This window comes from Massilia sp. IC2-476 (genome assembly GCF_020707295.1).
In the GTDB taxonomy this organism is placed as follows: domain Bacteria; phylum Pseudomonadota; class Gammaproteobacteria; order Burkholderiales; family Burkholderiaceae_D; genus Telluria.
In genome coordinates, this window is the sequence record NZ_JAJFER010000004.1 from 301,942 (window position 1) to 326,968 (window position 25,027).

The window sequence follows — 25,027 nt, forward strand, 5'->3', positions numbered from 1 at the left end:
ATGTTCAGGCCTGGCGCTGCCCCAGCGCGATGCAGGCCGCGCCGGCCAGCGCCAGCGCCACGCCGAGGTAGTCGCTCCACACCGGCTTGATGCCGTCCACGATCCACAGCCAGGCCAGCGCGGTGGCGATGTACACCGCGCCGTAACTGGCGTAGACACGCCCGCTGGCCGCCGGATGCAGGGTCAGGAGCCAGACGAAAGCCGCCAGGCTGAGGGCTGCCGGCAGCAGCAGCCAGGCGGAACCCTTCCCGGTCAGCCACAACAGCGGCAAGTAGCAGCCGAGCAGCTCTGCGATCGCGGTGAGGAAGAACAGGCCGGCCATGCGGCTTAAGGAGAGAAGCTCGAAGGACATCGCGGCAGGCGGCTGTGGAAAACGCCTATCTTATCCTCAGGCGCTGGAAGTGGCAGCCTGCGCCTCGAACCACTGGCGGCTGATCGCATCGGCCGGGAAGAAAGACTCCAGGCGCAGCTCGTGCACCGTGACGTCGTGCGGCGTGCCCAGCGTGGTAATCGTCGTGAACAGGTTCAGCGTCACCCCATCCTTGTGCAGCTGTACCGGCAGGAAGGGCAGGGCGCGGCGGTCGAGGTTGGGCTGGCTGGCTGCCGCGGCGATCCCGGGCAGCGCCATCAACTCGTCCAGCAGCCTGGTGGCTTCGCTGCCGGGACCGTCGCCCATGGCTTCGCGCTGCACCCACTGCAGCAGGTCGGTGCAGACCTCTTCCCAGTTCAGCAGGTGGCGGCGCAGGCCGCCCGGGTCGAGGGTGAGCTTGATGACGTTGACCGAGCCGTCGCGCGGGATCGGCGCATGGGCGGGCATGCCGAGGAACCAGCGCATCATCTTCGCCGCCGGTTCGTTCGCCATCACCAGGTTCCACAGGCGGTCGACCACCAGCGCCGGATAGGGCGCCTGCTGGGCCAGCATGAAGTCGAGCGCCTGCATCACCGCCGCCAGCTCGGGATCGGACAGGCTGCGCTCGCGGTACGCCGGCGCGAAGCCGGCCGCCAGCAGCATGGCGTTCCTCTGGCGCAGCGGGATGTCGAGCACCAGGCCGAGCTTGAGGATCAGGTCACGGCTGGGCGCCGCCCTGCCCGTCTCGAGGAAGCTCAGGTGGCGCTGCGAGATGCCGGCATCCACCGACAATTTCAGCTGGCTGACGCCGCGCTTGCCGCGCCAGTAGCGCAGCGCGGCGGCGAAATCGCTGAAGTACTGGTTTTCCACTGCAAGCGTATCCATGTTGCCTCCCTGTCAGGACTGCGGCCGATTGTGGCCCAGCTCGAGCGTGAACTCAAGCAGATGAAGGCCATTCTCCACAGCCGGACGGGCACTGGCGATTACCTCCCAGGTAATCGAACAGCGACGCTGCGCCACCGATTTGCGATCCGGCGTATCCTCAACGGGTAGCCAATCAATTCGGGTGTGACAAGGTGAGCGAGCAGACACTATCGGCAATCAAGCTCGGCGCGCAGCAGCTGGCCGACGTGGTCACCATGCCGGTGCAGCAGCGCTATGCGCGCTTCGTCGAGCAGGTGGCGCAAACGGGCGAGGTATGGGGGCTGTACCGCGACGGCTGGGCGCTGGCCAAGACCGACGACGGCACCCTGGTGTTCGCGATGTGGCCGGCCAGCGAATTCGCCGACCTGTGCGCGGAATACGAGTGGGACGGCTACGAGCCGCATGCCTTTCCGCTGGACGAGCTGATGAGCGACCTGCTGCCGCAGCTGGAAGAAGACGGCGTACTGCCAGGAATTTTCTATACGCCGGGCGACCGCGGGCTGACACCGACGCCCTTCATGCTGCGGCTGGACCTGGAGCGCGAACTCAGCAAGCGGTAGGGTGGTCGGCTTCGCCGACCGCGCGTTCAAACAAACTACTACCGCGTGGGCGAGGAACTCGCCCACCCTACAAATGCAGCTCGTAGCGCACGTCGCGCCGGTCCTCGGTCTGCAAGCCCTCGACCAGGTAGGCATCCCAGCCCAGCCGCCCCTCCTCGCCCTCCAAGCGCACGTTGCGCACGTCCGCCGCCAGCAGCACCAGCTCGACCTCGTACTCGAGCGACAGCCCCGTGAACATCGCCAGCATGCTGCGCAGCGCGCGCGCCGCCAGCCCGCCCGGCAGGAAGCCGTTGAAGCCGTCCCGGTCCAGCGGCCCCACCACCAGCCGCAAGCGCAGGTCGCGCTGCCACACGCGCGCGCCCGCGATGGTGCCGACGCCCAGCACCGCATTGTCGCTACCGAGGGTGGTCTGCTGGGCCGGCGGCACATCGTACCAGCGGCCGACGAACTGTTCGGCGACGATGTGCTGGCCGAAGTATTCCGACAGCACCCGCGCCAGCTGCACGCTCGATGCCGGGCGCTGGCGCACCGAGGCGGCGAAGTAGGCGATCGACTCGTCCAGCACCGCGCCTTCGTCGGACCCGGAAAGGCGGCGGCGCAACGCACCGTCACCCAGCCCGGCCAGGCTCAGGAGCAGCGGCAGGAAGGCATCCTGGCCGTCGAGCTGGTATTGCAGCGCCAGCCGGTACTTGCGCCAGGCCTGGTAGAACAGCGCCAGCGAACGGTTCGAGAAGCTGTCCAGGAAAGCACGGGCGCCTTCCGCCTCTGCATCTCCCTTTTCCTGGTACTGGTGCTCGGCGATGCGCTCGGTGTAGTGCAGCGGCAGCACGCCCTGCCCGCCCAGCAGTCCCATGAAAGCGGGCGTCAGGCGCACGTACTTGAGAGATCCCGCCTGCAGCGCCTCGGCGACCACGCCCGGTTCGGTATCGATATCGCGCGGCTCGGCCTGCACGGTCTCGAGCTGGCTGGCCGGGAAGCCGAGCGACACCGAGTTCTGGAAGCGCAGGAAGCGCGCCACCAGGTCGGTCGAGGGCTGGCCGCGGCGGCGCAGCCACAGCTCGAGCATGCGCACCGCCTGCACGAACTCAAAGCGGTAAGGCTCGCGGAACAGGCGGTCGATTACAGCAGGCTCAAATCGCCGCTGCGGGGCTGGCATGTGAATAAGTCCTCTCCGGTTTTGCTGGACACGATCACCAGCTGGGTGAAGCTGTTGGCGTGCACGTACAGGGCGAGAAAACGTTCGACGACCTGGGCAAAGGCATGGATGCCGCTGCCGACGAAAGCTTCCTCGTCGATGGTCAGGCGCACTTCGACGCCGCGCACCAGGCAGGTAAAAGGGTTCCCGGCCAGCCAGGCGGTCGTGGGGCGCTGGGCGATGGCATTGATGCCGCCGATCTGGCGCTGCGAGGAGGGCGAGTGGGGCAGGTCGTACAGCGCCAGCATCTCGCGGAAGGCATCGACACCGCCATCGGCCAGCGACAGGTGGTTCAGGGCCAGGTGCGAGATCAGGCGCCAGTGCGCGCCCCGGCCGCGCCCGAAGCGGTAGGAAGGCGTGGGTTTGCGCAGGAAGGCGATCGCGCGCACGCTCGAGCCGCCCTCCAGGAACAGGTCGCCGCCCGGCTGGCCGTAGCTCAGGCTGGCCGGCAGGTCGCGGTTGGTGCAGGTCAGCTCGATGTTGAGGGTGTCGGTTTCCACGTCGGCCGGGTCGAAATCGATGTCGACGATCGCGACCTGGGTCTCGAAGCCCGGACTCTTGTCCGCCAGCGATTCGTCGCGCCGGATCGCGTAGTAGTGGCCGGCGTCGCCTGGGGTCTGCGCGTGCTTCAGGGCGTAGTAGGGGCGGAACTGCACCAGCGTTTCGCCCTGAGGCGTCTGGCGGATCAGGTTCAGGGACTCGATCGCATAAACCTCGTAGGCAAAGGCGCGCCGCGCGTCGGCCAGCACCGGGTAGCTGGCGGTGGTGTGGGTCACGCGGATCGGTTCGCCGCGCTGGCGGAACAGGTTGATCACCGGCGTGCAGCCCAACAGCACGTTGTTGGTGGACAGGGTGCCGAGCATGCGCGCCAGGTTCGAGTCCGAGCGCAGGCCGGTGAGCGCCAGGTGCAGAGTGATTGTGCGCGCGCCGGGGACTTGCGCGGCAAGAAGCCGCAGGTCGATGTCGAAGAAGTTGAACTTCTCGGGGAAGCAGAAGTATTCGGTCAGCAGGCGGTAAGCCGCATGCGAGCGCGCCGGGAAGTCGATCAGGCTTTCGTCCTCGTCGAAGCCGGCGGGCTGCACGGGAATCGCAGGAAGCTGGACCCAGCGCCCGCTGTTGTCGGCTTCGACATAGGCAGCGACGCTGCGCATGAACAGGGCGTCGCGCAGCGCGGCGCAGAACGAGGGCTCGCCGTCGATGAAGACGCGTAGTGAGGCCAGGTCGAGCTGGGCGATGGCGCCCTGCTCGGCGGTACAGGACAGGCTCAGGCTGATGCTGGACGAGGCATTGCCCGGCAGGCGCACGGCTTCCGGAGCGTCGATGATGGCGGAAAAGGCAGCGCGGCTTAAGACCAGCGGGGCGACAGCAACCGGATACACGGTGCGGAAGGTACAGGCCGCGCCGCGCACCGGGCGGGTATTGAGCTGGGTGCCGCGCGCGATCACGCCCGTGCCGGACTGCTTGGCGGCGCCGCCGACATCCATGCGCGCGATCGAGCACGAGGGAAACGGGCGCAGGTAGTGCGGATACAGCACTTCGAACAAGGCTTCGGTGAATTCGGGGTAGTCGTCGTCGAGGCGCTTGGCGATGCGCGCATTGAGCAGCGCGAAGGATTCGATCATGCGCTCGGTATGCGGGTCTTCGCACACTTCTCCGCTGATCAGGAGGCGCCCGGCGATGCGCGGATAGCGCTCGGCGAATTCGCGCAGGTCGCGCCGCAGGTAGGCGAGTTCGCTTTCGTAATACGGCAGCATCTGGTCCATGCTCAGGCTCCCGGCGCCACGCGTGCAGGCTTGGCGGCCTTGCTCGCCTTGCTGATGCTGTACTGGAGGGTGGAGGGCGTCAGCACCGCGTCGAAGTTGACCGGCTCCTGCGACACGCTCGCCACCAGCACCGCCGTGATCGAGAAATTCAGGCGGTTCACCGATTCTCCCCCCAGGTCGAGGTTGGCGCGCACGTTGCGCAGGCGCGGCTCGTGGCAGGCGATGGTCTTCTCGATGCTGGCGCAGATGGCGGCGCGGTCGGAGGGGCTGGACAGGCAGCGGTCGGCGAAGTCGCCCAGGCCATAGGTGACCATCGAGCGGCTGCATTCGGGGTAGGCCTTCAGTGCGCCCTCGGGAATGCTGGAGCGGGTGTTGAGCAGGGCTTCGAGGTCGCGCGCCACGGTGTCTTTCAGCTCGTCGATCGTCAACCGCTGCGCCGCGCTGTTGCCCGGCCCGCGCTGCGGCAGTCCAAGGAGGCGGTCGAACAAGCCTGGCGTGTATCCCTTCATCTGCGTCCCCTCGAAAACGAAATCCGATGTTGCCACGCACACCAGCACCAACCTTTGATCAAGTTCACATGGGCAATCCTTTCCCGTTGTTATGGTTTCCCGAGTCGTTTTACCAAAACTTGAGCGAAGGCAGAGAGATGACCAGCAAAGTTCTCTGGGGCGAAGGCCTGTTATTGCGTCCACAGCACTTCCAGCGGCAAGACCACTACCACGAGCAGTGTCTCCATAAAAGTATCAAGGCCGTGCATCCTTACGCCTGGGGGGTCGAGGCCCTGCAGGTCGACCGCGAAGCGCTGGCCAACAGCGTGCTGCGCCTGCTGGCGCTGTCGGTGCGCTTCCAGGACGGCGAACTGGTCGATGCGCCGGAGATCGACGCCCTGCCCGAGACGGTGGACCTGAGCCTGCTGCCGCCATCGACGCAGAGCATCACGTATTACATCGCCCTGCCCGGCATGAAGCCGTTCAGCGGCAACTTCGCGCCGCCGGGACAGGCCAGCAACACGGCGCGCTTCGTACAGGCCAACCAGGACACGGCCGACCTCTACACCCAGGCCGCGCCGGTGCAGCTGGCCTACCTGAAGAAGGCGCTGCGGTTGGTCTCGGAAGCCGAGCCGCGCGACTCCTACGTCCACTTCCCGCTGCTGCGGCTGCGCCGCGCTGCCACCGGCGGTTTCGAGATGGACGAGAGCTTCGTGCCGCCCACACTCTCGGTCGGCGCCGCACCGGCGCTGTTCCAGGGGCTGCGCCGCCTGTTGGATGCGCTGCAGGCCAAAACCTCGGCGCTGTATGGCCACCAGCGCGAGCCGAGCCGCAACGTGGTGGAATTCCGCTCGGGCGACATGTCTTCGTTCTGGCTGCTGCACACGGCCAGTTCCGCCTATGCGACGCTGAGCCACCACTTCCACCATCCGGCCCTGCATCCGGAGCGCCTGTACGAACAGCTGCTCGACCTCGCGGGCGGCCTGATGACCTTTTCCAAGAGCTGGCTGCTGTCCGACCTGCCGCCCTACCAGCACCACGATCCGGGCCCCTCGTTCGCCAAGCTGCACGTGATCATCCGCGAACTGCTCGACACGGTGATCTCGTCCAAGTACTTCGCGATCGCGCTGAGCGAAGTGCGGCCTTCGTACCACATCGGTGCGCTCGACTCGGGCAAGATCGACGAGAAGACCACCTTTTACATTGCGGTGTCGGCGGCGATTCCCGCGGTGGAGTTGGTCGACGTGGTGCCGCTACGCTTCAAGGTCGGCGCACCGGACGACGTCGAGAAGTTCGTGCTGTCGGCGCTGCCCGGCGTGCGCCTGCAGTATGCGCCGCAGCTGCCGGCCGCGGTGCCGGTGCGCCCCGAAACCTGCTACTTCGTACTGGAGGCCAAAGGCCCGATGTACGAGCGCATGCTCAAGGCGCAATCGATCTCGATCTACGTCCCGGCCGGCATGAAGGAACTGCGGCTGGAGCTGCTGGCCGTCGCCGCATGAAGGCGGAGCTTGCGGCACTGGGCGCAGCCCTGGGCGTGTTCGGCACGGGCCTGAGCCAGTATGCGCGTCTCATCACCCTGGCCAGTGCCCAGGACAGCGCCCTGCCGGAATCGCTGGCGGTGGAGGGCTTCAGCGGACGCGAAGCCGTCAACGAACTGTTCGGCTTCGACGTCACGGCGCTCAGCACATCGACCGATCTCGATCTGGCGCTGTTCATTGGCGAAGAACTCACCATCGGGCTGCTGCAGCCGGACGGCTCGCGGCGCATATGGCATGGACTATGTACTTCGGCCTCCTGGCTGGGCGCCGACGGCGGCGTGGCGCGCTACCGCCTGCGTCTGGAGCCTGCCCTGAGCATGCTGGCGCTGCGCCGCGACAGCTACCTCTTCCAGGACAAGACCGTCCGCGACATCGTCTGTGAATTACTCGCGGATTATCCACAGGTGCGCTTCGACTTCGACCTCACGCAGGAACTGCTGCCGCGTGCAGTCTGCACCCAGTATCGCGAGAGCGACCTCGATTTCTTTACTCGCCTGCTGGCCTCCGAAGGCCTGAACTGGCGCTTCGAGCATGACCAGGCCGACGAGGCGGGCAACGGCGCGCACGGCCAGGCGAAGCACCGCTTGATCGTGTTCGACAGCAGGGCGGCAGCACCTTTGGTCCCCGGCGGTGAGCTCATTCGCTTCCATGGTGTGCGGGCGACGGAACAGGACGACGCGATCGACGGCTTCCGTGCGCGCCGCAGCGTGCGCGCCAATGCCGTAGCGATCAGCAGCTGGGATCCGGCGACCCTGCTGGCGCCCGGGTACGAACATGCATCCGTGCTCGATGCGGGAGAGCTGTCTTCATTACAGGTCTATGACGGCAGCGGCGAACGCATCGCCACCGAACGCGGCGCCGCCGACACCCACAGCGAGTTGATGCTGCAGGCGCTGGAACTGGAGAACAAGCTGTTCGAAGGCAGCGGGGCGGTGCGCAGGCTGGCAGCCGGGTATGCCTTTCGATTGACGCAGCACGACCGCTATCCGGATGGCGCGAACAGCTTCAAGGTGCTGTCGGTGCAGCATGAGGCGCGCAATAACTTTCAGACCGGGATCGCCGGAGCCGCTCCCGGGGTGGAAAACGGCGCTTACCGGAATGTGTTTGCTTGCGTGCGCGACGTCGTGCCGCTCGTGCCTTCTCTGACTGCGGCCCCGCATCGGACCACGGCGCCCGGGCCGCAGTGTGCACTCGTGGTCGGACTCGCCGATGCCGTATCGACCACCAACCGCGATCACCAGGTGCGGGTCCAGTTCGCATGGCAGCGCGGCGCGCGCCCGAATAGCGGCGGCATGGCGCACAACACGGACGACAAGGGGTGCGCGCCCGGGAACGAGACGTCCGGCACCTGGGTGCGTGTGGCCGAGGCGCTGGCCGGGCCGAATTGGGGAACCGTGTTCACGCCGCGCATCGGGACCGAGGTGCTGGTCGACTTCATCGAAGGCGATATCGACCGCCCGGTCATCGTCGCGCAGCTGTACAACGGCGCCGACCTGCCGCCTTTTTCGGCGGGCGTGGACTCGGGCGCCAACCATCCCGGTGCGCTGTCGGGAATCCACACCCGTAACTTCGACGGCAGCGGCTACAACCAATGGCAGATCGATGACACAACCGGTCAGCTGCGCATGCGCCTTGCGACGAGCGTTGGGGCGACGCAGCTCAATCTCGGCTACCTGATCCACCAGGAGCCTGGCACTTCACAGCGAGGTGGGTATCGCGGCAGCGGATTCGAACTGCGCACGGATGCGTGGGCAGTGATTCGTGGCGGCGAAGGTGTGCTGCTCTCGACCCGCGCCCGGCCGGCGATGGGGAGCAGCGTTACTTCGACGCAGATGGATGTGGCGGAAGCCGTGGCGCAGTTCAAGAGTGCGCAGGAGCTGACGGCCAAGCTGGGTGAGGCGGCGACGGCACAGCAGGCCTTGTTCAGCAAGGACGCGGCCAAGGCGCAGGAAGAGTTCATCACGCAGATCGATCCGCAGGCTAAGGGCAAGTATGAAGGGCCGGTGAATGGGCAGCCCGCGTTCAAGGCCAAGCAGGGGTCGCGCGAATTGGACAACTCGCAGCCTGTGGAGAAGTTTGGCTCGCCGATCGTGCTGATTGATTCGGCGGCCAGCATCAACTGGGCCACGCCGGCATCGACCGTGCTGTATGCGGGGCAGCACCTGCACTGGACGACGCAGGCGGACATGCACATGACGGCGGGGCATACCTTTTCGTCCGTTTCCGGTGGGCCTACCAGCCTGTTCACGCATTCCGGAGGTATCCAAGCGATCGCAGCAAATGGGCCGGTGTCGCTGCAGGCACATACCGATCAGCTGGAGATTTTGGCGGACAAGGAGATCACCGTGATCTCGGTGAATGACTGCATCGAGATCAAGGCCAAGGAAAAGATTGTGCTGCAGGCGGGGCAGTCGTCGATCACGCTGGAGGGTGGGGATATTACGTTTGCTTGTCCGGGGACCTTTTCAGTGAAGGGGGGACAGCACTTGTTTGACAAAGGCGGGAGCAATTCAGTCGAATTCCCACACCTACCCACCTCTGTCACCGAGATCAGCAATTTCATTGCAGTGAACTACCGTGATGCTAACGGCCATCCCATGGCTGACGTCGGCTACAAGATCAAGTTTGGAGACGGCGTTGTAATTAGCGGAAAGCTCGACAAGGACGGTAACGCGCGTCATGAGAATGTTCCGCCCAACCCAGTGAGCGTGCAATACGAAGAACGTCAGCCATCGAAAGACAAGCCATGGCAATCCTTGGCAGAAATGGTTGGAGAAGCAGAAGCGTTCCTCAACCGGTCGTCACCTGAAAGCAACGTCAAATGAATGACGACTTCGAAAATGCTCTCGCGTGGTTTGCTTCGGCTCCAGCTGGTTGGCTTGAGAGCGGCAGAAAAAACCTCGAATCGGCATCTCAGTGGATTTGGGAGGTGCTTCAGGGGGACTTCAACGATAACGCGAGTACTGCCCAGGTTGCCACGGGAACAATCATTTCGATGATTCCCTTCGTCGATCAGATTTGCGACGTACGAGATCTGGTAGCAAATTGCAGAAAGATTAATCAAGAGCCCAACAGTTCCTGGCCATGGATATCTCTTGTTCTTACTTTGATCGGACTTTTTCCTGCAATCGGATCACTCGTCAAAGGATGTCTGAAGGTAATGTTTGCCACTTTGAGGAAGGGAGCATCTGCAACTGGTATTGCTCCTCGATTAGATATCTATGTAGGCGCATCTATATCGCAACTGAACAAGTTCTTTGCGCGTCCCGAAGTGGCAAAAGTCTTAGTTGCACTTAAATGGGACAACCCATATCGTACTTTGGCAAAAGAACTTAGTCGGGTCGCGGAAAAAGTCAATGTCACAGCACTCAAATCCGCACTGAATGAAGCAGTAGGTGCGGCACATAGCATGCTTCGCCTTGTTCAAAGGTGGGGCAACGCGGGAATTTCCAAGAAAGCTCAGGAGCTAATTAACAATGTTGAATCAGTCAGGCGTGGGGCGGATCGCCATCTTGCGAACGCGCTTGCACCAATCAAAGAATATTTGCTTTGCACAGCGCGAAGATTGGAAGTCGATGCTGACATGGCACATCGTGCATATCTCAACAGCGTTAATCCGCATGCATTTAAAAAACTATCGTCTCCAACCGAGGAAATCGAAGCCTTTCAGAAGCACGGCAAACCTGGTTGGGTGAGCGACACGGGAATTTTAGAATATCCTCCCTTGGGCACAGCGCCGGCCGCCAAAGATGGATGGCCTAGTACAAGGGCAGTTGATACTTTTATTTCGATGAAAGCATCAACTATTCCGCCTAGGACTAAATTATATCGGATCGTGGATCCAACCTCCAAAGATAACAGTATTTGCTGGATGCGCGAAGAAGAATTCAAGCTACTAAAGTCGAAAGCGGAATGGAGAGAAAAATTCGGAGTCTGGGCGCACTGGAACGCTAACGGCGAGTACCTCACGTACACTGTACCAGACGGTCCGGGGCTGAACGTTTGGGAGGGAATTACAGCCTCCCAGAGACTTGACACAAGCGATTATGTTGTTAAGGGAGGCGCGACCCAGCTCGTAGTTGATCCGTCTCACTTGGACAAGGCTTATATCGGAAAGCGTCAAGCTACGAAATGGAAGTATGACGAGCTCGGTATAGAAAATAATATGATCGGGGTACCCGCACTGAAAAACAATTTTGTCTAATGGGAAGTATTATGCAAATTAAGTTTCAATACGAGCAAGTGCAATTGCTAGAACTGTTTTCTTCTACCTATTATTTTGGCGCGCTACGCGATAAATGGGAGGAGATAATTGAGCACGTGGACTCTTGTTTAGAAGCGTACGTCGCAAAACTTCCACCAAACTATCGATCTAAGCCGCTTCCCGACCAGCCCGATGTTACATGGGGTAATCGGGTGCTTCCGAATTTTCAACGTACGTTAGAAAAGCTCAACCAAGCATACATTATGCTAACGCATGGAGATATAAGTGCTCTTGGATACGCAAATAGCGTTAGGAGTGACTTTAAAGGTCAACTGGACTATATCGCCGACTGGATGAGCGAGAATGATAGAAAAACATACGAGGATAATATTTATTCTGCGGTGTCCATGGCCCACAATATCATTTTGACAGACGAGGGTGCATGGCAATCGCTTGAATCAATTTTAACTCAGGAAGAACTATCACCTTTTTTATCATCATTACTACCTAGGAACTACCGAAGAAACATGAGGGTAGCAGTTCGTTCTGGCGAGAAAACCAAAGTCAGCGGAGTATATGTGCCGGATATGGAGCAAACATGTCCACAATTCCTTGGCACCCATCGCAAATGCGCTCCTTTGACTAGCGTTTGTATAGGAGCCGAAGATCTACTTGATCCACGTACAAACGAAAAATACGATCAACAGAAAATTTATAAGCGGGTCGAATGCACATGGTATTTGATTGAACACGATGATAAGAACGATGCGTTCAATTTGCGAGCTAATGAAACATATGAATATCTTAAGGTCGGTGCGGGTGATCTATGCCCAAAAACTGGATTCTATTTCAGTCCAGCACTCCCAAGCTCACGCAAATATTTTATAAAGAGCGAACTAATGCCAAGTCTTGATTCGACCTATGGTAAGACGATTTGGCAATGGGATGAAGTTCAGTAAAGTATTGCTCACGAATTGAGACCCAACAGTCCTTGAAAGGCACACCATGGCAGGCCCAGTAATTACGCTTGGCGACAAAACGTCCCATGGAGGAGTGGTCATCGAAGCTTCTCCGTATAGCGATACAGGAGGTAAAGGGATTGCGCGAATAGGTGACAAGACGAGCTGCCCGGCACATGGATCGAACCCGATTGTCAGTGGCGACATGACGTTTATCGTCGATGGCAAACCGGCGGCACGCCACGGTGACAAAACAGCCTGCGGCGCTACCTTAATCGCCGGCCAGCAAGCAACGATCGACAACATCTAAGTGACTGACATGACAACAACGACAACAACACCGGCACGCTTTCCTGCCGACTGGTTCAAACTGGGCGCGGTCGTTATCACGGCCTTCATCGTCAGCTGGGCAATCGCGCTGTGGTATTGGCACCAGACTGGACGAGATCCTGGAACAGGCGAGTTAGCACTTGGCCTGCTTGTTCTGCCCATGGGCATATTGTTTGGCCTGTGGGCCAGTCAGAAAGCGGTCTTGGGTCGTGCAGCACCCAGTCCTTCCGTTACCGCAAAGCCGGCGTCGCCCACAGCGCGAGTTGATGCTGCACCTGCTTCACCAGTGCTGGCACTTGTCGCAAGCGCACTGCGCTCCCCGCACGGTACGTCGGCTGAAGAGCTCGCAAGCGCCATTGCCGATAACGAAGCACGCGCCGACCTGGACAAGGAACTTGTCGACGACAACGGTTTTCCGGTGATGACCGCCAGGAGCGACGACGCGCAGGATGACACGTTGCAGGATGAGATTGCGGATTGGCTGGCAAGCCAGGGTATGCAGCTACGGTTGTCGGACCAAGAATGGCGCGCCCTGACGCTGGCAACCGGCGTGGCCGCTGAACTCGGCAGCCAGGCGGCCGGAGATCTATTGCCCTCCGAGGGAAATCCGCCAATGCTCCAGCTCAAGCTGATGTTGCCGCATGAGTGGACGATCGAGGTCCGACGTGCGGCGACGATGTGGCTCAAGCATACGGTGAGTCAGTATGGCTGGCCGGAAGCGAGTATCACCACCTCAGATATCCCTGATCAGGAGCAAGCGACGCCCACCACGCTGCTTGCGCAGCTGATGCCTGTTGCGTCATCAAATAGCCGATCGCAGGTAGCAATCGTCCTTGCCTGCGCCTCCCTGATCGGACAGGAAAGTGTCGACCGCCTGGCTGCACAATCGGCCCTCTTCAAGTCCTCGCAATCGCGTGGTCAGATCCCGGGCGAGGGCGCAGCTGGATTGCTGTTGACGGACCTGCAGCTCGCACACTCCTGCGGCGCCGAATTCGCCCTATTGGGCCCAGTTATCGAGCGCCGCCGTGACAGTTCCGCGGACGAGGCGCGTCGGGTCGATTCGACCCTGTTGCTGGACATGGTCGACCAGATCCACAAGGCGGCCGCTGTGGATATCTCGCAGCTCAACATGGTCGTGGCGGACACCGCCCACCGTCCCAACCGCGTGCTCGAGCTGATGGGACTGAGCGCCCCGGCCATCCCGCAGGTCGACGCGGCCGACATCGTCCGCATCGGCCTGGGCAGTGGCAGCTGCGGCGCCGTGCCCTTCATGACGGTGCTGGCGCTGGCGCGGCACTATGCGCTCGAGCGTGGCGCGCCCATCCTCTGCATCGGCAACGAGGATCCGATCCTGCGCAGCGCGGCGCTGGTGCGTCCTCCGGCATAAGCCGCCGGAGGAACCGGACTCAGGTTTCGAGCGAATTGACCACCAGCTTGCGCTTACCATTCGGCGCCAGCGGGATATCGTTCTCTTCCTGCAGCGAGATGTCGAAGAAGCCACCCCATCGGCGCTGCTGGGCGTCCAGCACGAATGCCCGCTGTTCGTCATTCAGGCTGCCATGGCGCGGCACCACCGCCAGCGTGATCTCGCCCGCTTTCTTTTGCCGCACCTGGTACAGGCGCACGAAATCCCAGGTCACTTCGTCGATCACGATCGACAAGCCCGGAATCCGCTTGCCGGACCGGTCAACCAGGTATTCGTGCCCGCGGCCATCGATACCCGGGCAGCGGCCCTCCGCATCGATCAAACCATAGTCGTTGGTCCGGTAGCGGATCAGCGGCATCACATCGTTCCACAGCGAGGTGCCGACGATTTCGGGACGCTCGCCGTCCATGCGGTTTTCGTTCCAGCCATAGAGCGGCTGGAATTGGTAATCCGAGGTACCGCTATCGTCCACCTTCAGGAAGGCCAGGTTCGTTCGTTCCGACAAACCATAGTTCAGCGATACCGGCGCGCGGAACAGCCGGCGGATCGCCGTGAGCTGCGCCGGCGTCGCCGGTTCCGAAGCCAGCAGCACCGCCTTGACCTGCACATCGAGTTCCCTGGAGTCGACCAGTTCGGCCAGCGCCGTCACCGAACTCGGGTAGCCATGCACGTACTCGGGCCGGAAACGCTTGATCGCCTCGATGATGGCCGCCTTGTGCTGTCCGTGCACGTGGTAGGGCGACAGCATCAGGCGATTGCCGACCACGCGCGCCGGCTCTTCGTGCGCCAGGCGGCGGGCGTCGGCGCCGATGCGCAGGATGCGCGACTTGTCGAAGGAGAAGCCGAGCTTGCCCCACTCATGGGTAAAGAACGCCTTCTCGATGTCAGCCAGGCGCTTGGTGCGCCACAGGCCGATGCCCTGGCCGGACGAGCCGCCGCTGGTGGCGTACATCAGCTTGTCCGGATCGAGCCGGCGGTCGAGGAAATCGCGCTGCTGCGACATCACTTCTTCCTTGGACAGGTAGGGGAAGGCGGCCAGCACCTCGTGCACCGGCTCGTTCTTCGCCTCGTCGACGCTCAGTTTCACGCTGCGCTGGTAGTGCGGCACGTGTTCGAGGGCGTGCACAAGGATCTTGCGCAGGCGCTGCTGGGACTGCGCCGCGACGGCGGCCTTGTCCTGCGACAGCATGTCCAGCACGCTGAAGAAGTCCGGGTGGTAAAGGACGCGGCTCGGAATGTAGCGGCGCCAGGCGTAATAGGGTTTGGCGAGCAGGTCGTGGATGGTCACGTCGTCACCCGTTCAGGATGCGGTTGAACTCGGCAGGCGACTTGTCGCCCAGCCCCAGCCGTTCCAGCGTGCGCGCCTCAAGCAGGAAGTCGCGGTCGAGCAGGCCGCTGGCGATGACGATCAGGGCGTCGGCAGTCGGAGTGGGCACACCCATCAGGCGGCCGATCGAGGACAGCAGCGCCAGGCCCATCGGCACGTCTTCGGTGATGAAACGGGTCTGCAGGGTCGCCGGTCCCTTGGGGCCACCCTCGCGCGCATAGCGGCGGAATACGGAAATCGAAGGTTGCGACAAGTCTTCTTCGTTGCGGAACTTGCATTCGTCAAAGTAAGGCGAAGGTTTGCCGCCGGTTGCCGCGATGACCGCATTCTTTTCGGCGTCGAGTTTATACAGCAGGTTGAGCACGGACGGCGTGAAGGCTTCACGGTACATCCAGAATTCGCCTTCGGAATGTTCGATGCGGCTGGCCGAGAGCAGGGTGCCGATCGTGTGCACGATCAGGTTCGGGTTGTGCATGGCCGACTCGACCACGTTGCTGCGCGTCGCGACATAGGTCGGGAACAGGCGCGCGGCGCGTTCCAGCCCTTCGGCGGCGCGCTCGCGCGGCAGGAAGGCCAGCGCATTGCGAGTGTTGCGGAACAGGACGTTGACGACGCCCGGCTCGACGATGCGCGCGTCGTAGGGCAGGCTTTCGCCTTCCGCCAGCAGGAAGGCTTCCTTCTTCTGGTAGGGCAGGAAGTAGCACGAACCCATATAGCCCGGCGCCAGCAGCACCAGCTGGTGGGCCTTGAGGTATGGGCCGATCAGCTCGGCGATCTCGGCATGGCATTGCGTCTGGGTGGTGATGATGATGGCATCCGGCGTGACGGCGAAGGCTTCGCCGACGTCACGGGTGGCCAGGGCGATGGTCGCGGTGCTGGTTTCGCCGCCTTTTGGATTGCTGATGAGCTTGATCGCGCGGGTCTCGCGCACGGTATCGAAATTCTGGTCATGCAGCGAGCGGGAAGTTTTCAGCAAGGCGACCCGGTGCCCGTCCTGGGCCAGGATCGCGCCAAGCGCGCATCCTGCATTGCCAGCGCCTACCATTAACACATTCATGCGTCCTCCATTCGACCGGCCGGACGGCACGACGCGGCAAGCGTCAGTGCCAGGCTTCGCTAAGAACGCGGCGGCCCGGTCATTGGGTTCATCAAAGGCGGCAACAGGACCTCATGGAATGGCGCGCAAACCCTTCCCTGGAGAGCACACAGTGCCTCTCCACGTCACCGCACGAATCAAAAATGATCAAATGAGTACCCGTTCTGGATGCTCATCGATGAAATTAAGATAAGTTTGTTCAATTGGGAAGTCAAACCAATTCCGCCCCGAAAGAAGCTGGAAATTACGCACTTTTTAGAGGGAGAAATGGCTGTTTTTGCGGAGGAACTGCTGTTTTAGTGGTGCTGATGAGGCATGCGTAAAGACCACATGCGCGCATACATCTTGTAACAACTCTAACAATTTACGGGGTTTCTGTTACTGCGTGCTCCGACGTCGATGCATACTGCGTAAGCATTATTGAGCCGACAGCCAACTAGGCATCCAGTCAATTGCCAGCAAGGGCTTTGCGTACTTGTAGGCGATGTTTCCCCATTTGATCTTTTTCGCTAATCCTCTCTCGGCATCCTCGTCCTTGCCCGTGAGCCGGCGTTCGAAGCTGGCGATCGCATTGGGGAAGTGACGATTCGAATACTCAATCTTCTTCGAGTGAATCGGCGTCCCTTTAGGAGCATTTCCGATATGTTCCGTAATCGTCATGGTCATGTGATTCGGCTCCCCCGTGAGCTCGTTACCGCGATGCACACGGCCACCCATAAAGAATGCTATCCGATGAGGCCCCCAGTCCGGTTTCGACGAAGCAAGTCCAGGATCAGCCAAGACTGCGTCTTGCCAGTGCCTGGAGTTGATGGTCCGCCCATCGAGGCAGAAGTGCCTGGATTTCGTAATGGCGTCCTGCATCTCCGTATCTGTCACAGTCTGCCGAATCAGCGACTGGCTTTCGTTCCAGTACATCAACGCGAATGGGAGATTGGATGGGAGAACGCCCTTGCATTCGTATCGCGCTTGCTCGATGAAGTTTTTCAGCATCTTCTCGTACAGCCCAGCGCCGGGCCGAATCCCGAACTTGGCCGCGATGACTTCATGAACAACCGCAGCGTTCTCTACGAGAAGCCGAAGGATCTCTGCATTGAATTCCTTATTCTTGCGAGGCTCGGATGAGCTCAAACTGACTTTGCCGCGCAGTGAGCAGTTGTCGTAAGCATCCTGATTGTAGGTGACCCGCAAGCCTGGGACGTCATGCTTGTAGTGTTTGCCGAAGGGCGCAGTCGGGTCACGATCATTCTCGCCGCGTATCCGATCCAGTTCGCGGATCTCGATCGCGTTTTTACATTCCGGACAAGTGGCAAGGTAAAGCGGTCTCTTGGGCAAGCTCCTGGTCTCGGTCGCCCAAGGCTGACGCCGCTGTGTCGAACTGAAATAGGCTTCTTCCGTGATGAATGCGTATCCCGGGCGGTCTGGCCACAATGCAAATATATCCATAGGTATGATTTCCACAAGGAAAGTTAATCATACCTGATGGTGCTCACACATCGGCCGCGGGCTGATGCACAAAGGCCGGTATTGAACCGGCCCTTCCAATGCATTCACGGTCTCGACGGGACCCGTCTGATTATTCCACAGTGACCGACTTGGCCAGGTTGCGCGGCTTGTCCACATCGGTGCCGCGTGCGAGCGCGGTGTGATAAGCCAGCAGCTGCAGCGCGGCCACGTGCAGGATCGGCGACAGGTCGCCATAGTGCTCCGGCAGGCGAATCACGTGCAGGCCTTCGCCCGAGGTGATGCGCGAGTCGACGTCGGCGAAGACGTAGAGCTGGCCACCGCGGGCGCGGACTTCCTGCATGTTCGACTTCAGCTTCTCTAGCAGCGCGTCGTTCGGGGCGATGGTCACCACTGGCATCTCTTCGGTCACCAGGGCCAGCGGGCCGTGCTTCAGCTCACCGGCCGGGTAGGCTTCGGCGTGGATGTACGAGATTTCCTTGAGCTTCAGTGCGCCTTCGAGGGCGATCGGGTAGTGCATGCCACGGCCCAGGAACAGGGCGTTTTCCTTGCGTGCAAACTCTTCCGCCCAAGCCATGATCTGCGGTTCCAGCGCCAGCACCGAGGACAGGGCGACCGGCAGATGGCGCATCATCTTCAGGTGCTCGGCTTCTTCCGCGTCCGTCAGGCGGCCATTCACTTGCGCCAGGGTCAGCGTCAGGAGGAACAGCGCGGCCAGCTGGGTGGTGAAGGCCTTGGTCGAGGCCACGCCCACTTCGACGCCGGCGCGGGTGATGTAGGCCAGCTTGCACTCGCGCACCATGGCACTGGTGGCGACGTTGCAGATGGTCAGCGTGTGCGGCATGCCGAGGCTGCGCGCATGCTTCAGCGCAGCCAGGGTGTCGGCCGTCTCGCCGCTCTGCGAGATGGTCACGACCAGGGTCTGCGGGTGCGGGACGCTGTCGCGGTAACGGTATTCGCTGGCGATCTCGACGTTGACCGGGACCTTGGCGATGCACTCGATCCAGTACTTGGCGGTCAGGCCGGCGTAGTAGCTGGTGCCACAGGCCAGGATCAGCACGCGGTCGATTTCCTTGAACACGCCATAGGCGCCGTCGCCGAACAGTTCCGGCATGATGCCGGTTACACCTTCCAGGGTGTCGCCGATGACGCGCGGCTGCTCGAAGATTTCCTTCTGCATGTAGTGGCGGTACGGACCGAGCTCGGCGGCGCCGGTGTGGGCGTGCACGGTTTTCACTTCGCGCTCGACCGGGCGGCCTTCGGCGTCGACGATCCAGTAGCGCGCCAGCTGCAGGTCGACCACGTCGCCTTCTTCCAGGTAGATGATCTGGTTGGTGGTGCCGGCCAGCGCCATGGCGTCGGAAGCAACGAAATTCTCGTTCTCGCCCACGCCGACGATCAGCGGCGAGCCCTGGCGGGCGGCGACCACGCGGTGCGGTTCTTCGCGCGAGAACACGGCGATCGCATAGGCGCCGTGCAGGCGCTTGACGGCCTGCTGGACGGTGTCGAACAGGTCGCCGTTGTACATGTGGTCGACCAGGTGGGCGATCACCTCCGTATCGGTCTGGCTGGTGAATTCATAGCCGAGGCCCTTCAGTTCGGTGCGCAGCTCGTCGTGGTTTTCGATGATGCCGTTGTGGACAAGTGCGATGCGGGCATTGCCTTCGCTTGGGGAGAAGTGCGGGTGGGCGTTGTGCGATGCCGGCGCGCCGTGGGTGGCCCAGCGGGTGTGGGCAATGCCGGTGAAGCCGTCAAGGCGGGCTTCGCGCACTTGCGTTTCCAGGTCGGCCACGCGCGAGGTGCTGCGCGAGCGGGTCAGCTTGCCATCGAGGTGGACGGCAACGCCGCAGGAATCATAACCACGGTACTCCAGGCGTTTCAGGCCCTCGATCAGGACTGGGGTGATGTTGCGCTTGGCGACTGCACCGACGATACCGCACATGTTTGACCTCGTTTAAAGATTTGCAATAAAACCTATCGTAGAGCAACTAGGTTGAAATAAGCTTTCAGAATTCACGATCTTTTGATAGATTATTTCATTACTCAAAAGGCATGAAATATTCTTTCATTTAGAGCAGAATTTTTATTATTTATTTCAATCGATGTCAGATCAACTACCTTTAGACGAGCTCGATCGTCGCATCCTGAACGCATTGCAGACTGATGCATCGCATACGAATGCCGAATTGGCTGAACTTGTGCACGTGTCACCGCCCACTTGTTTGCGCCGGGTGAAGCAGCTCACCGATGCCGGCATCATCGAACGCCAGGTCGCGATCGTCGATCCGGCCAAGGTCGGCGCCCGCTTGAGCGCCATCGTCGAGATCACGCTCGACGTGCAGGCTGCTGAACGCATGGACGAGTTCGAAAGCCTGGTGGCGCAGGAAGGCGCAGTGCTGCAGTGCTACCGCGTGTCCCCGGGCCCGGACTTCGTGCTGGTGGTGCAAGTGGCGGACATGCCTGCCTACCACGCGCTGGCGCACCGCCTGTTCACCGCGCATGCCAACGTGCGCAACGTGAAAGCTTATTTTTCGACCCACCGCGCCAAGTTCGACACCCGGATCGCGGTCTGAGCCACCCGGACAATCTGTGGATAAGTTTGTGGACTAGCACCCGGAAAACCACAGGATAAGCATGTGATTAGCCTGTGTTTTTCCTGTGTCTTTCCTGTTGTTAGCCTGTAGATTGCCGGTGGATTACTTCTTGGTTTTCACTGGGCGTGACCATCCTTCGATGGTCATTTGCTTCGGACGCGAGATGGTCAGCTTGCCGGCTGGCGCATCCTTGGTGAGGGTAGTGCCCGCCCCCAGGGTTGCGCCCTTGCCGACGGTCACTGGCGCCACCAGTTGGCTGTCGCTGCCGATGAAGGCATCGTCCTCGATCACGGTGCGGAACTTGTTGGCGCCGTCGTAATTGCAGGTGATGGTCCCGGCGCCGATGTTCACGCGCGAGCCGACGGTGGCATCGCCCACGTAGGCCAGGTGGTTGGCCTTGCTGTGCGCGGCGACCTGGCTGTTCTTGATCTCGACAAAGTTACCCACATGGACGTCCTCGCCCAGCTCGGTGCCCGGGCGCAGGCGCGCATAGGGACCGATCTGCGACTTGTCGCCGACCACCGCGTCCTCGATGTGGCAGAAGGGCTTGATCTGGGCCCCGGCGCCGACTTTTGCATTGACCAGCACGCAGTGCGGGCCGACCGTGACGCCATCAAGCAGCTCGACCCGGCCTTCGAACACGCAGCCGACGTCGATTACGACATCGCGGCCGCAGATGAGTTCACCGCGCACGTCGATGCGGGCCGGATCCATCAGGGTGACGCCTTTTTCCAGCAGGGCATTGGCGATGTTCAGCTGGTGACGACGCTCGAGCTCGGCCAGTTGGACCTTGCTGTTGACGCCGGCCACTTCCCATTCGGCGGACGGCTGGGCCGACACCACCGGCACGCCATCGCGAACGGCCTGGGCCACGATGTCGGTCAGGTAGTACTCGCCCTGCGCATTGTTGTTCGACAGCGCCGCCAGCCATTTCTTGAGGTGCACGGTCGGGATGCACATGATGCCGCTGTTGATTTCGCGGATCGCGCGCTCGGCGTCGGTAGCATCCTTTTCCTCGACGATGCGCACGATATTTCCGTTCTCGCGCACGATGCGGCCCAGGCCGAAGGGATTGGCCTGCTCCACGGTCAGGATGGCGAGCTTGTCCTTGCCGGCGGCCTCGACCAGACGGCCGAGCGAAGCGGCAGTGGTCAGCGGCACGTCGCCGTACAGCACCAGGGTAGGCACGCTTTCTTCCAGCTGCGGCACGGCCTGCATCACCGCATGGCCGGTACCCAGCTGGGGCTGCTGGAGCGCGGTCTCGATGCTGGCGCCGGTCTCCTGCGCCAGCTTGCCGACCATCTCAGGCACCGCTGCGCCCCCGTGCCCGTAAATCACGCATAATTTACTCGGCGATAAGCTGCGGGCGGTATCGATTACATGGCGCAACAGCGGCTTCCCTGCCAATGGATGCAAGACTTTTGGCAGTGCGGACTGCATGCGTTTTCCCATGCCGGCGGCGAGGATCACAACGTTCATATGCCGTTCTCAAAAAGTTGAAAATATGAAAAAGTTTAACACGCAAGAGTCCTTGTTCCAGCGCACTATTGCGCTATGCATGGTAGCGCTGTTCGCGCTCCTCGCGGCGTGCAGTTCGGTGCGTTTTACCTATAACCAGGGCGATACCTTACTGTATTGGTGGTTGGATTCCTATGCCGATCTGGAAGGCAACCAGGCCGACATTGCCAAGCGCGACATCGACAATCTGTTCAAATGGCATCGCCAGACCCAGCTGCGCGACTACGCGGCATTGCTGGGCAATATGCAGCGCCAGCTCGCCGGTAACCCGACCCAGGCCGACCTGATCAACCTGTACAAGGAAATCCGCGTCCGCGGGGAGCGCCTGGCCGGCCATGCCGTGCCGGAAATGACCACTCTGGCACTGTCGCTCAAACCAGACCAGATTGCCGATATCGAGCGCAAATTTATTTCGAAAAACGCGGAATATCGGAAGAAATTTATTGAAGGCAGTACCGAAAAGCGCCAGCGCGCCCGCTTCAAGAAGGCCATGGACCAGCTGGAACTCTGGTTCGGCAACTTCAGCAGCGAACAGCAGGAGACCCTGCGCAAGACCATGGACGCACGCCCGCTCGACAACGAGATCTGGCTGGAGGAACGGGTTTGGCGCCAGCGCCGCATCCTCAGTCTGCTGCGCAAGTTCCAGCAGGAGAAACCGAACCGCGAGCAGGCCGCCGCCCAGATCACGGCGATGCAGCGCGAACTGTTCAGCCGCATGGATTCGCCCGAGCGCAAGCCCTTCTATGACACCAGCGTCGACCAGACCACGAAGTTCATCCTGACTGCGATCCGCATTGCCACCCCGGCGCAAAAGAAACACGCCCAGGAGCGCATGCAGGGCTGGATCAATGATTTCAACGCCCTCGCGGCCGGGAAGTAGCCAAGAATAGGCGGCACTATGCCCATGCTATAGTGCCGCCCATGCAAAAGAAGTCCTCCAAACCCCACAGTTCCCATAGCCACGGGGCGCCGCGCCTCGCCCCGCGCCAGGTGCGCATCATCGGCGGCGCCTGGAAACGCGCGCTGCTGCCGGTCCTCGATGCAGAAGGCCTGCGTCCCACTCCTGACCGCGTGCGCGAGACCGTGTTCAACTGGATCCGCCATCAGCTCGGCGGCGATCTGGAGGGCGCCAGCTTCCTCGACCTGTTCGCCGGCTCGGGCGCACTCGGCTTCGAAGCGGCCAGCCGCGGCGCGGCGATGGTGACGATGGTGGACAACCATGGCCCGGCGGCACGCCAGCTGGAAGCCAACCGCGACAAGCTGAAAGCGGACAACGTGAAAGTGCTGCGCGCCGACGCGCTGGCGCTGGTCAAGGACCTGGCGGCACGCGGCCAGCGTTTCGACGTGATCTTCCTCGATCCGCCCTACCAGCTGGGCCTGCTCAGCCAGATCCTGCCGCTGTGCCCGGCCATCCTGAACGAAGGCGGCATGGTCTATGCCGAGACCGGCGCCGCCCTGCCTTTCGAAGACACGGAATTGCCCGACTGGCTGGCCGGCTGGGATGCAATCCGGGACGACAAGGCCGGCATGGTCTATTACTACCTGCTGAAATTGCACACAGACGAGGCTTAGTCCTTAAAAACTGCACAAGAATTGGGCAAAACCAGCCCCTTGCTGGGGCGACTGCCGGAATTTCAGGCATAATGCGCGTTCTGACAGGGTGATTCTCCAAGGGAGCCGCAATGGTTGTAGCCGTATATCCAGGTACTTTCGATCCGCTCACGCGGGGGCACGAAGACTTAGTGCGCCGTGCGTCGGGCCTGTTCGACCGCCTGGTGGTTGGCGTGGCCGACAGCAAGAACAAGCGACCCTTCTTTTCGCTCGACGAGCGCCTGGAGATCGCCAATGAGGTGCTCGGCCATTATCCGAACGTGCAGGTGGAGAGTTTCTCCGGCCTGCTGAAGGATTTCGTGCGCCAGCATGACGCGCGCGTGATCGTGCGCGGCCTGCGCGCAGTGTCCGACTTCGAGTATGAATTCCAGATGGCGGGCATGAACCGCTACCTGCTGCCCGACGTCGAGACCCTGTTCCTGACGCCGTCCGACCAGTATCAGTTCATCTCGGGCACCATCGTGCGCGAGATCGCAATGCTGGGCGGCGACGTATCGAAATTCGTCTTCCCGTCGGTGGACCGCTGGCTGCAGAAGAAAATCGCAGCGATGAAAGCGGCCACCGCGCCCTGAGCAGCAAGGAACGAGCAACACCATGGCACTGATGATTACCGACGATTGCATCAACTGCGACGTCTGCGAACCCGAATGCCCGAACGACGCCATCTCCATGGGCGCCGAGTTCTACCAGATCGACCCGGGCAAATGCACCGAATGCGTCGGCCATTTCGAACAGCCGACCTGCGCGGAACTGTGCCCGGTCGCATGCATTCCCATTAACCCCGAATGGCGCGAAACGCGCGAACAGCTGCAGGCGAAATACGAACGCCTGACTGCCGAGAAGGCAAGCGCCTGATCCCGAGCCGGCTTCCATGCCGGCTTTTCTTTTTCCATTGCCACTGACGCGCCAATGCCCCGCCGGCGCACGCGTACGAACAGGGTGTGCGCAGGCCAAGTGCTATCCTGATTGGCATGGATGCGCCACGCGATCACGAGGAAGCGATTCCCTCTACCGTGCACGAGCATGTCGGCACGGTGTCGGAATTCTATGCGCGCCACGAAGAGCAAACCACGCCGGCGCAGCGCATCGTCGAAAAGATCAGTATCTTCCTCGGCAGTCCGGCCTATGTCGCCGGCAACCTGGTCTTCGTCGTCCTGTGGATCATCTGGAACTTGGCGGCGCCCGAACTCGGGTTCGACCAATGGGACGAGCCGCCCTTCTTCTGGCTGCAGGGCTTGATTGCCCTGAATGCCTTCATCATCTCCACCACCGTGCTGATTCGCCAGAATCGCATGTCCGCCCTCGCCAACCAGCACGCCCACCTCGACCTGCAGGTCAATTTGCTGGCCGACGAAAAGACCAGCAAAATCATCGAGATGCTGGAAGAGCTCCGGCGCGACCTGCCCAACGTCCGGGACAAGGTCGACCACAAGGCCGAAGAACTGGCCAAACCGACCGATACCGGCGCTGTCATCTCGATCATTGAGGAAGCGTCCGAACAGCTCAACTGCAAACACAAGTAATTCACTGTGCATGGCACGAACATGCCTTGAGGACCGGGGCAGGCAGGCGTTCGCCTTCGTCTTAACCAATATTCACCATAAACACTGAATAGAACGTGAAATCTGTGTAACATCAGCCATCACTCATCTATATTCTTTTTTCTTTGCGCTAACGGAAGATA

Annotated in this window: 23 protein-coding genes; 13 read left to right on the plus strand and 10 right to left on the minus strand. The window is 61.3% G+C overall.

All coding sequences use genetic code 11. The features are described from left to right. Window positions 1-4: 4 nt before the first annotated feature. Both LK539_RS13325 and LK539_RS13330 read right to left on the minus strand, forming a co-directional pair. Window positions 5-352: a YnfA family protein gene (locus tag LK539_RS13325; RefSeq protein ID WP_227801413.1), complete on the minus strand. Its 348-nt coding sequence runs from the start codon at window positions 350-352 to the stop codon at window positions 5-7. Window positions 353-388: 36 nt separating this feature from the next. Continuing rightward, a complete protein-coding gene (locus LK539_RS13330) occupies window positions 389-1,234 on the minus strand; it encodes a helix-turn-helix domain-containing protein (RefSeq protein ID WP_227801414.1) in 846 nt (281 codons plus the stop codon). A 191-nt stretch (window positions 1,235-1,425) separates the two neighbouring features. Between LK539_RS13330 and LK539_RS13335 the strand changes: the two genes are divergently transcribed. Then, window positions 1,426-1,833: a DUF2750 domain-containing protein gene (locus LK539_RS13335; protein WP_227801415.1), complete on the plus strand. Its 408-nt coding sequence runs from the start codon at window positions 1,426-1,428 to the stop codon at window positions 1,831-1,833. 67 nt (window positions 1,834-1,900) lie between these two features. Here LK539_RS13335 and tssG read toward each other — a convergent pair whose 3' ends face one another. From tssG to tssE, 3 genes are read right to left on the minus strand one after another with little or no spacing between them, the layout of a single operon-like run. Then, window positions 1,901-2,989 (minus strand): type VI secretion system baseplate subunit TssG, encoded by a 1,089-nt coding sequence (tssG, locus tag LK539_RS13340; RefSeq protein ID WP_227801416.1) that lies wholly within the window; start codon window positions 2,987-2,989, stop codon window positions 1,901-1,903. Continuing rightward, the gene (tssF, locus tag LK539_RS13345) at window positions 2,953-4,791 is read right to left on the minus strand and encodes a type VI secretion system baseplate subunit TssF (protein ID WP_227801418.1); all 1,839 of its coding nucleotides are present in this window, start codon (window positions 4,789-4,791) and stop codon (window positions 2,953-2,955) included. Before tssF ends, tssG begins: the two co-directional genes overlap by 37 nt. 2 nt (window positions 4,792-4,793) lie before the next feature. Beyond that, window positions 4,794-5,300: a type VI secretion system baseplate subunit TssE gene (gene tssE / locus LK539_RS13350; protein ID WP_227801419.1), complete on the minus strand. Its 507-nt coding sequence runs from the start codon at window positions 5,298-5,300 to the stop codon at window positions 4,794-4,796. A gap of 137 nt (window positions 5,301-5,437) precedes the next feature. On the opposite strand from tssE, the gene tssK reads away from it, so the two are divergent. The 6 genes from tssK to LK539_RS13380 are packed head-to-tail and all read left to right on the plus strand — an operon-like array spanning window position 5,438 to window position 13,697. Beyond that, window positions 5,438-6,778 carry a type VI secretion system baseplate subunit TssK gene (gene tssK / locus LK539_RS13355; RefSeq protein ID WP_227801420.1) on the plus strand — a complete coding sequence of 447 codons (1,341 nt, stop codon included), beginning with the start codon at window positions 5,438-5,440 and terminating at the stop codon, window positions 6,776-6,778. After that, window positions 6,775-9,642, plus strand: coding sequence for a type VI secretion system Vgr family protein (locus LK539_RS13360; RefSeq protein WP_227801421.1), 2,868 nt, complete (start codon window positions 6,775-6,777; stop codon window positions 9,640-9,642). Before tssK ends, LK539_RS13360 begins: the two co-directional genes overlap by 4 nt. After that, window positions 9,639-11,021 (plus strand): hypothetical protein, encoded by a 1,383-nt coding sequence (locus tag LK539_RS13365; RefSeq protein WP_227801422.1) that lies wholly within the window; start codon window positions 9,639-9,641, stop codon window positions 11,019-11,021. The genes LK539_RS13360 and LK539_RS13365 overlap by 4 nt, the downstream gene beginning before the upstream one ends. A gap of 11 nt (window positions 11,022-11,032) precedes the next feature. Continuing rightward, window positions 11,033-11,980: a hypothetical protein gene (locus tag LK539_RS13370; RefSeq protein WP_227801423.1), complete on the plus strand. Its 948-nt coding sequence runs from the start codon at window positions 11,033-11,035 to the stop codon at window positions 11,978-11,980. Between the two features lie 46 nt (window positions 11,981-12,026). Then, window positions 12,027-12,290, plus strand: a complete 264-nt coding sequence (locus tag LK539_RS13375) for a PAAR domain-containing protein (RefSeq protein ID WP_227801424.1) — start codon at window positions 12,027-12,029, stop codon at window positions 12,288-12,290. 9 nt (window positions 12,291-12,299) lie between these two features. Further along, on the plus strand, window positions 12,300-13,697 hold the full coding sequence (locus LK539_RS13380; RefSeq protein ID WP_227801426.1) for a hypothetical protein: 1,398 nt from the start codon (window positions 12,300-12,302) through the stop codon (window positions 13,695-13,697). Window positions 13,698-13,716: 19 nt separating this feature from the next. Here the strand turns inward: LK539_RS13380 and LK539_RS13385 are convergent, their stop codons facing one another. From LK539_RS13385 to glmS, 4 genes are all read right to left on the minus strand, one after another. Further along, window positions 13,717-15,024 (minus strand): hypothetical protein, encoded by a 1,308-nt coding sequence (locus tag LK539_RS13385; RefSeq protein WP_227801427.1) that lies wholly within the window; start codon window positions 15,022-15,024, stop codon window positions 13,717-13,719. Between the two features lie 4 nt (window positions 15,025-15,028). After that, entirely contained in the window at window positions 15,029-16,120 is a 1,092-nt protein-coding gene (locus LK539_RS13390; RefSeq protein ID WP_227801428.1) for an NAD/NADP-dependent octopine/nopaline dehydrogenase family protein, read from the minus strand. Window positions 16,121-16,576: 456 nt separating this feature from the next. After that, window positions 16,577-17,602, minus strand: coding sequence for a hypothetical protein (locus LK539_RS13395; RefSeq protein WP_227801429.1), 1,026 nt, complete (start codon window positions 17,600-17,602; stop codon window positions 16,577-16,579). Between the two features lie 130 nt (window positions 17,603-17,732). After that, window positions 17,733-19,562 carry a glutamine--fructose-6-phosphate transaminase (isomerizing) gene (gene glmS / locus LK539_RS13400; RefSeq protein WP_227801430.1) on the minus strand — a complete coding sequence of 610 codons (1,830 nt, stop codon included), beginning with the start codon at window positions 19,560-19,562 and terminating at the stop codon, window positions 17,733-17,735. Between the two features lie 160 nt (window positions 19,563-19,722). On the opposite strand from glmS, the gene LK539_RS13405 reads away from it, so the two are divergent. After that, window positions 19,723-20,193: an Lrp/AsnC family transcriptional regulator gene (locus LK539_RS13405; RefSeq protein ID WP_227801432.1), complete on the plus strand. Its 471-nt coding sequence runs from the start codon at window positions 19,723-19,725 to the stop codon at window positions 20,191-20,193. 123 nt (window positions 20,194-20,316) lie between these two features. Here LK539_RS13405 and glmU read toward each other — a convergent pair whose 3' ends face one another. Beyond that, window positions 20,317-21,693 (minus strand): bifunctional UDP-N-acetylglucosamine diphosphorylase/glucosamine-1-phosphate N-acetyltransferase GlmU, encoded by a 1,377-nt coding sequence (gene glmU / locus LK539_RS13410; RefSeq protein ID WP_227801433.1) that lies wholly within the window; start codon window positions 21,691-21,693, stop codon window positions 20,317-20,319. Here glmU and LK539_RS13415 point away from each other — a divergent pair. From LK539_RS13415 to LK539_RS13435, 5 genes are all read left to right on the plus strand, one after another. Next, a complete protein-coding gene (locus LK539_RS13415) occupies window positions 21,653-22,612 on the plus strand; it encodes a DUF6279 family lipoprotein (protein ID WP_307728911.1) in 960 nt (319 codons plus the stop codon). The two genes, glmU and LK539_RS13415, sit on opposite strands and share 41 nt — an antisense overlap. Before the next feature lie 41 nt (window positions 22,613-22,653). Then, window positions 22,654-23,304 carry a 16S rRNA (guanine(966)-N(2))-methyltransferase RsmD gene (rsmD, locus tag LK539_RS13420; protein WP_227801435.1) on the plus strand — a complete coding sequence of 217 codons (651 nt, stop codon included), beginning with the start codon at window positions 22,654-22,656 and terminating at the stop codon, window positions 23,302-23,304. Window positions 23,305-23,414: 110 nt separating this feature from the next. Further along, entirely contained in the window at window positions 23,415-23,915 is a 501-nt protein-coding gene (gene coaD / locus LK539_RS13425; protein WP_159699373.1) for a pantetheine-phosphate adenylyltransferase, read from the plus strand. Between the two features lie 22 nt (window positions 23,916-23,937). Further along, window positions 23,938-24,198 carry a YfhL family 4Fe-4S dicluster ferredoxin gene (locus LK539_RS13430; protein ID WP_227801437.1) on the plus strand — a complete coding sequence of 87 codons (261 nt, stop codon included), beginning with the start codon at window positions 23,938-23,940 and terminating at the stop codon, window positions 24,196-24,198. Window positions 24,199-24,314: 116 nt separating this feature from the next. After that, a complete protein-coding gene (locus tag LK539_RS13435; protein WP_227801438.1) occupies window positions 24,315-24,866 on the plus strand; it encodes a DUF1003 domain-containing protein in 552 nt (183 codons plus the stop codon). Window positions 24,867-25,027: the final 161 nt, after the last annotated feature.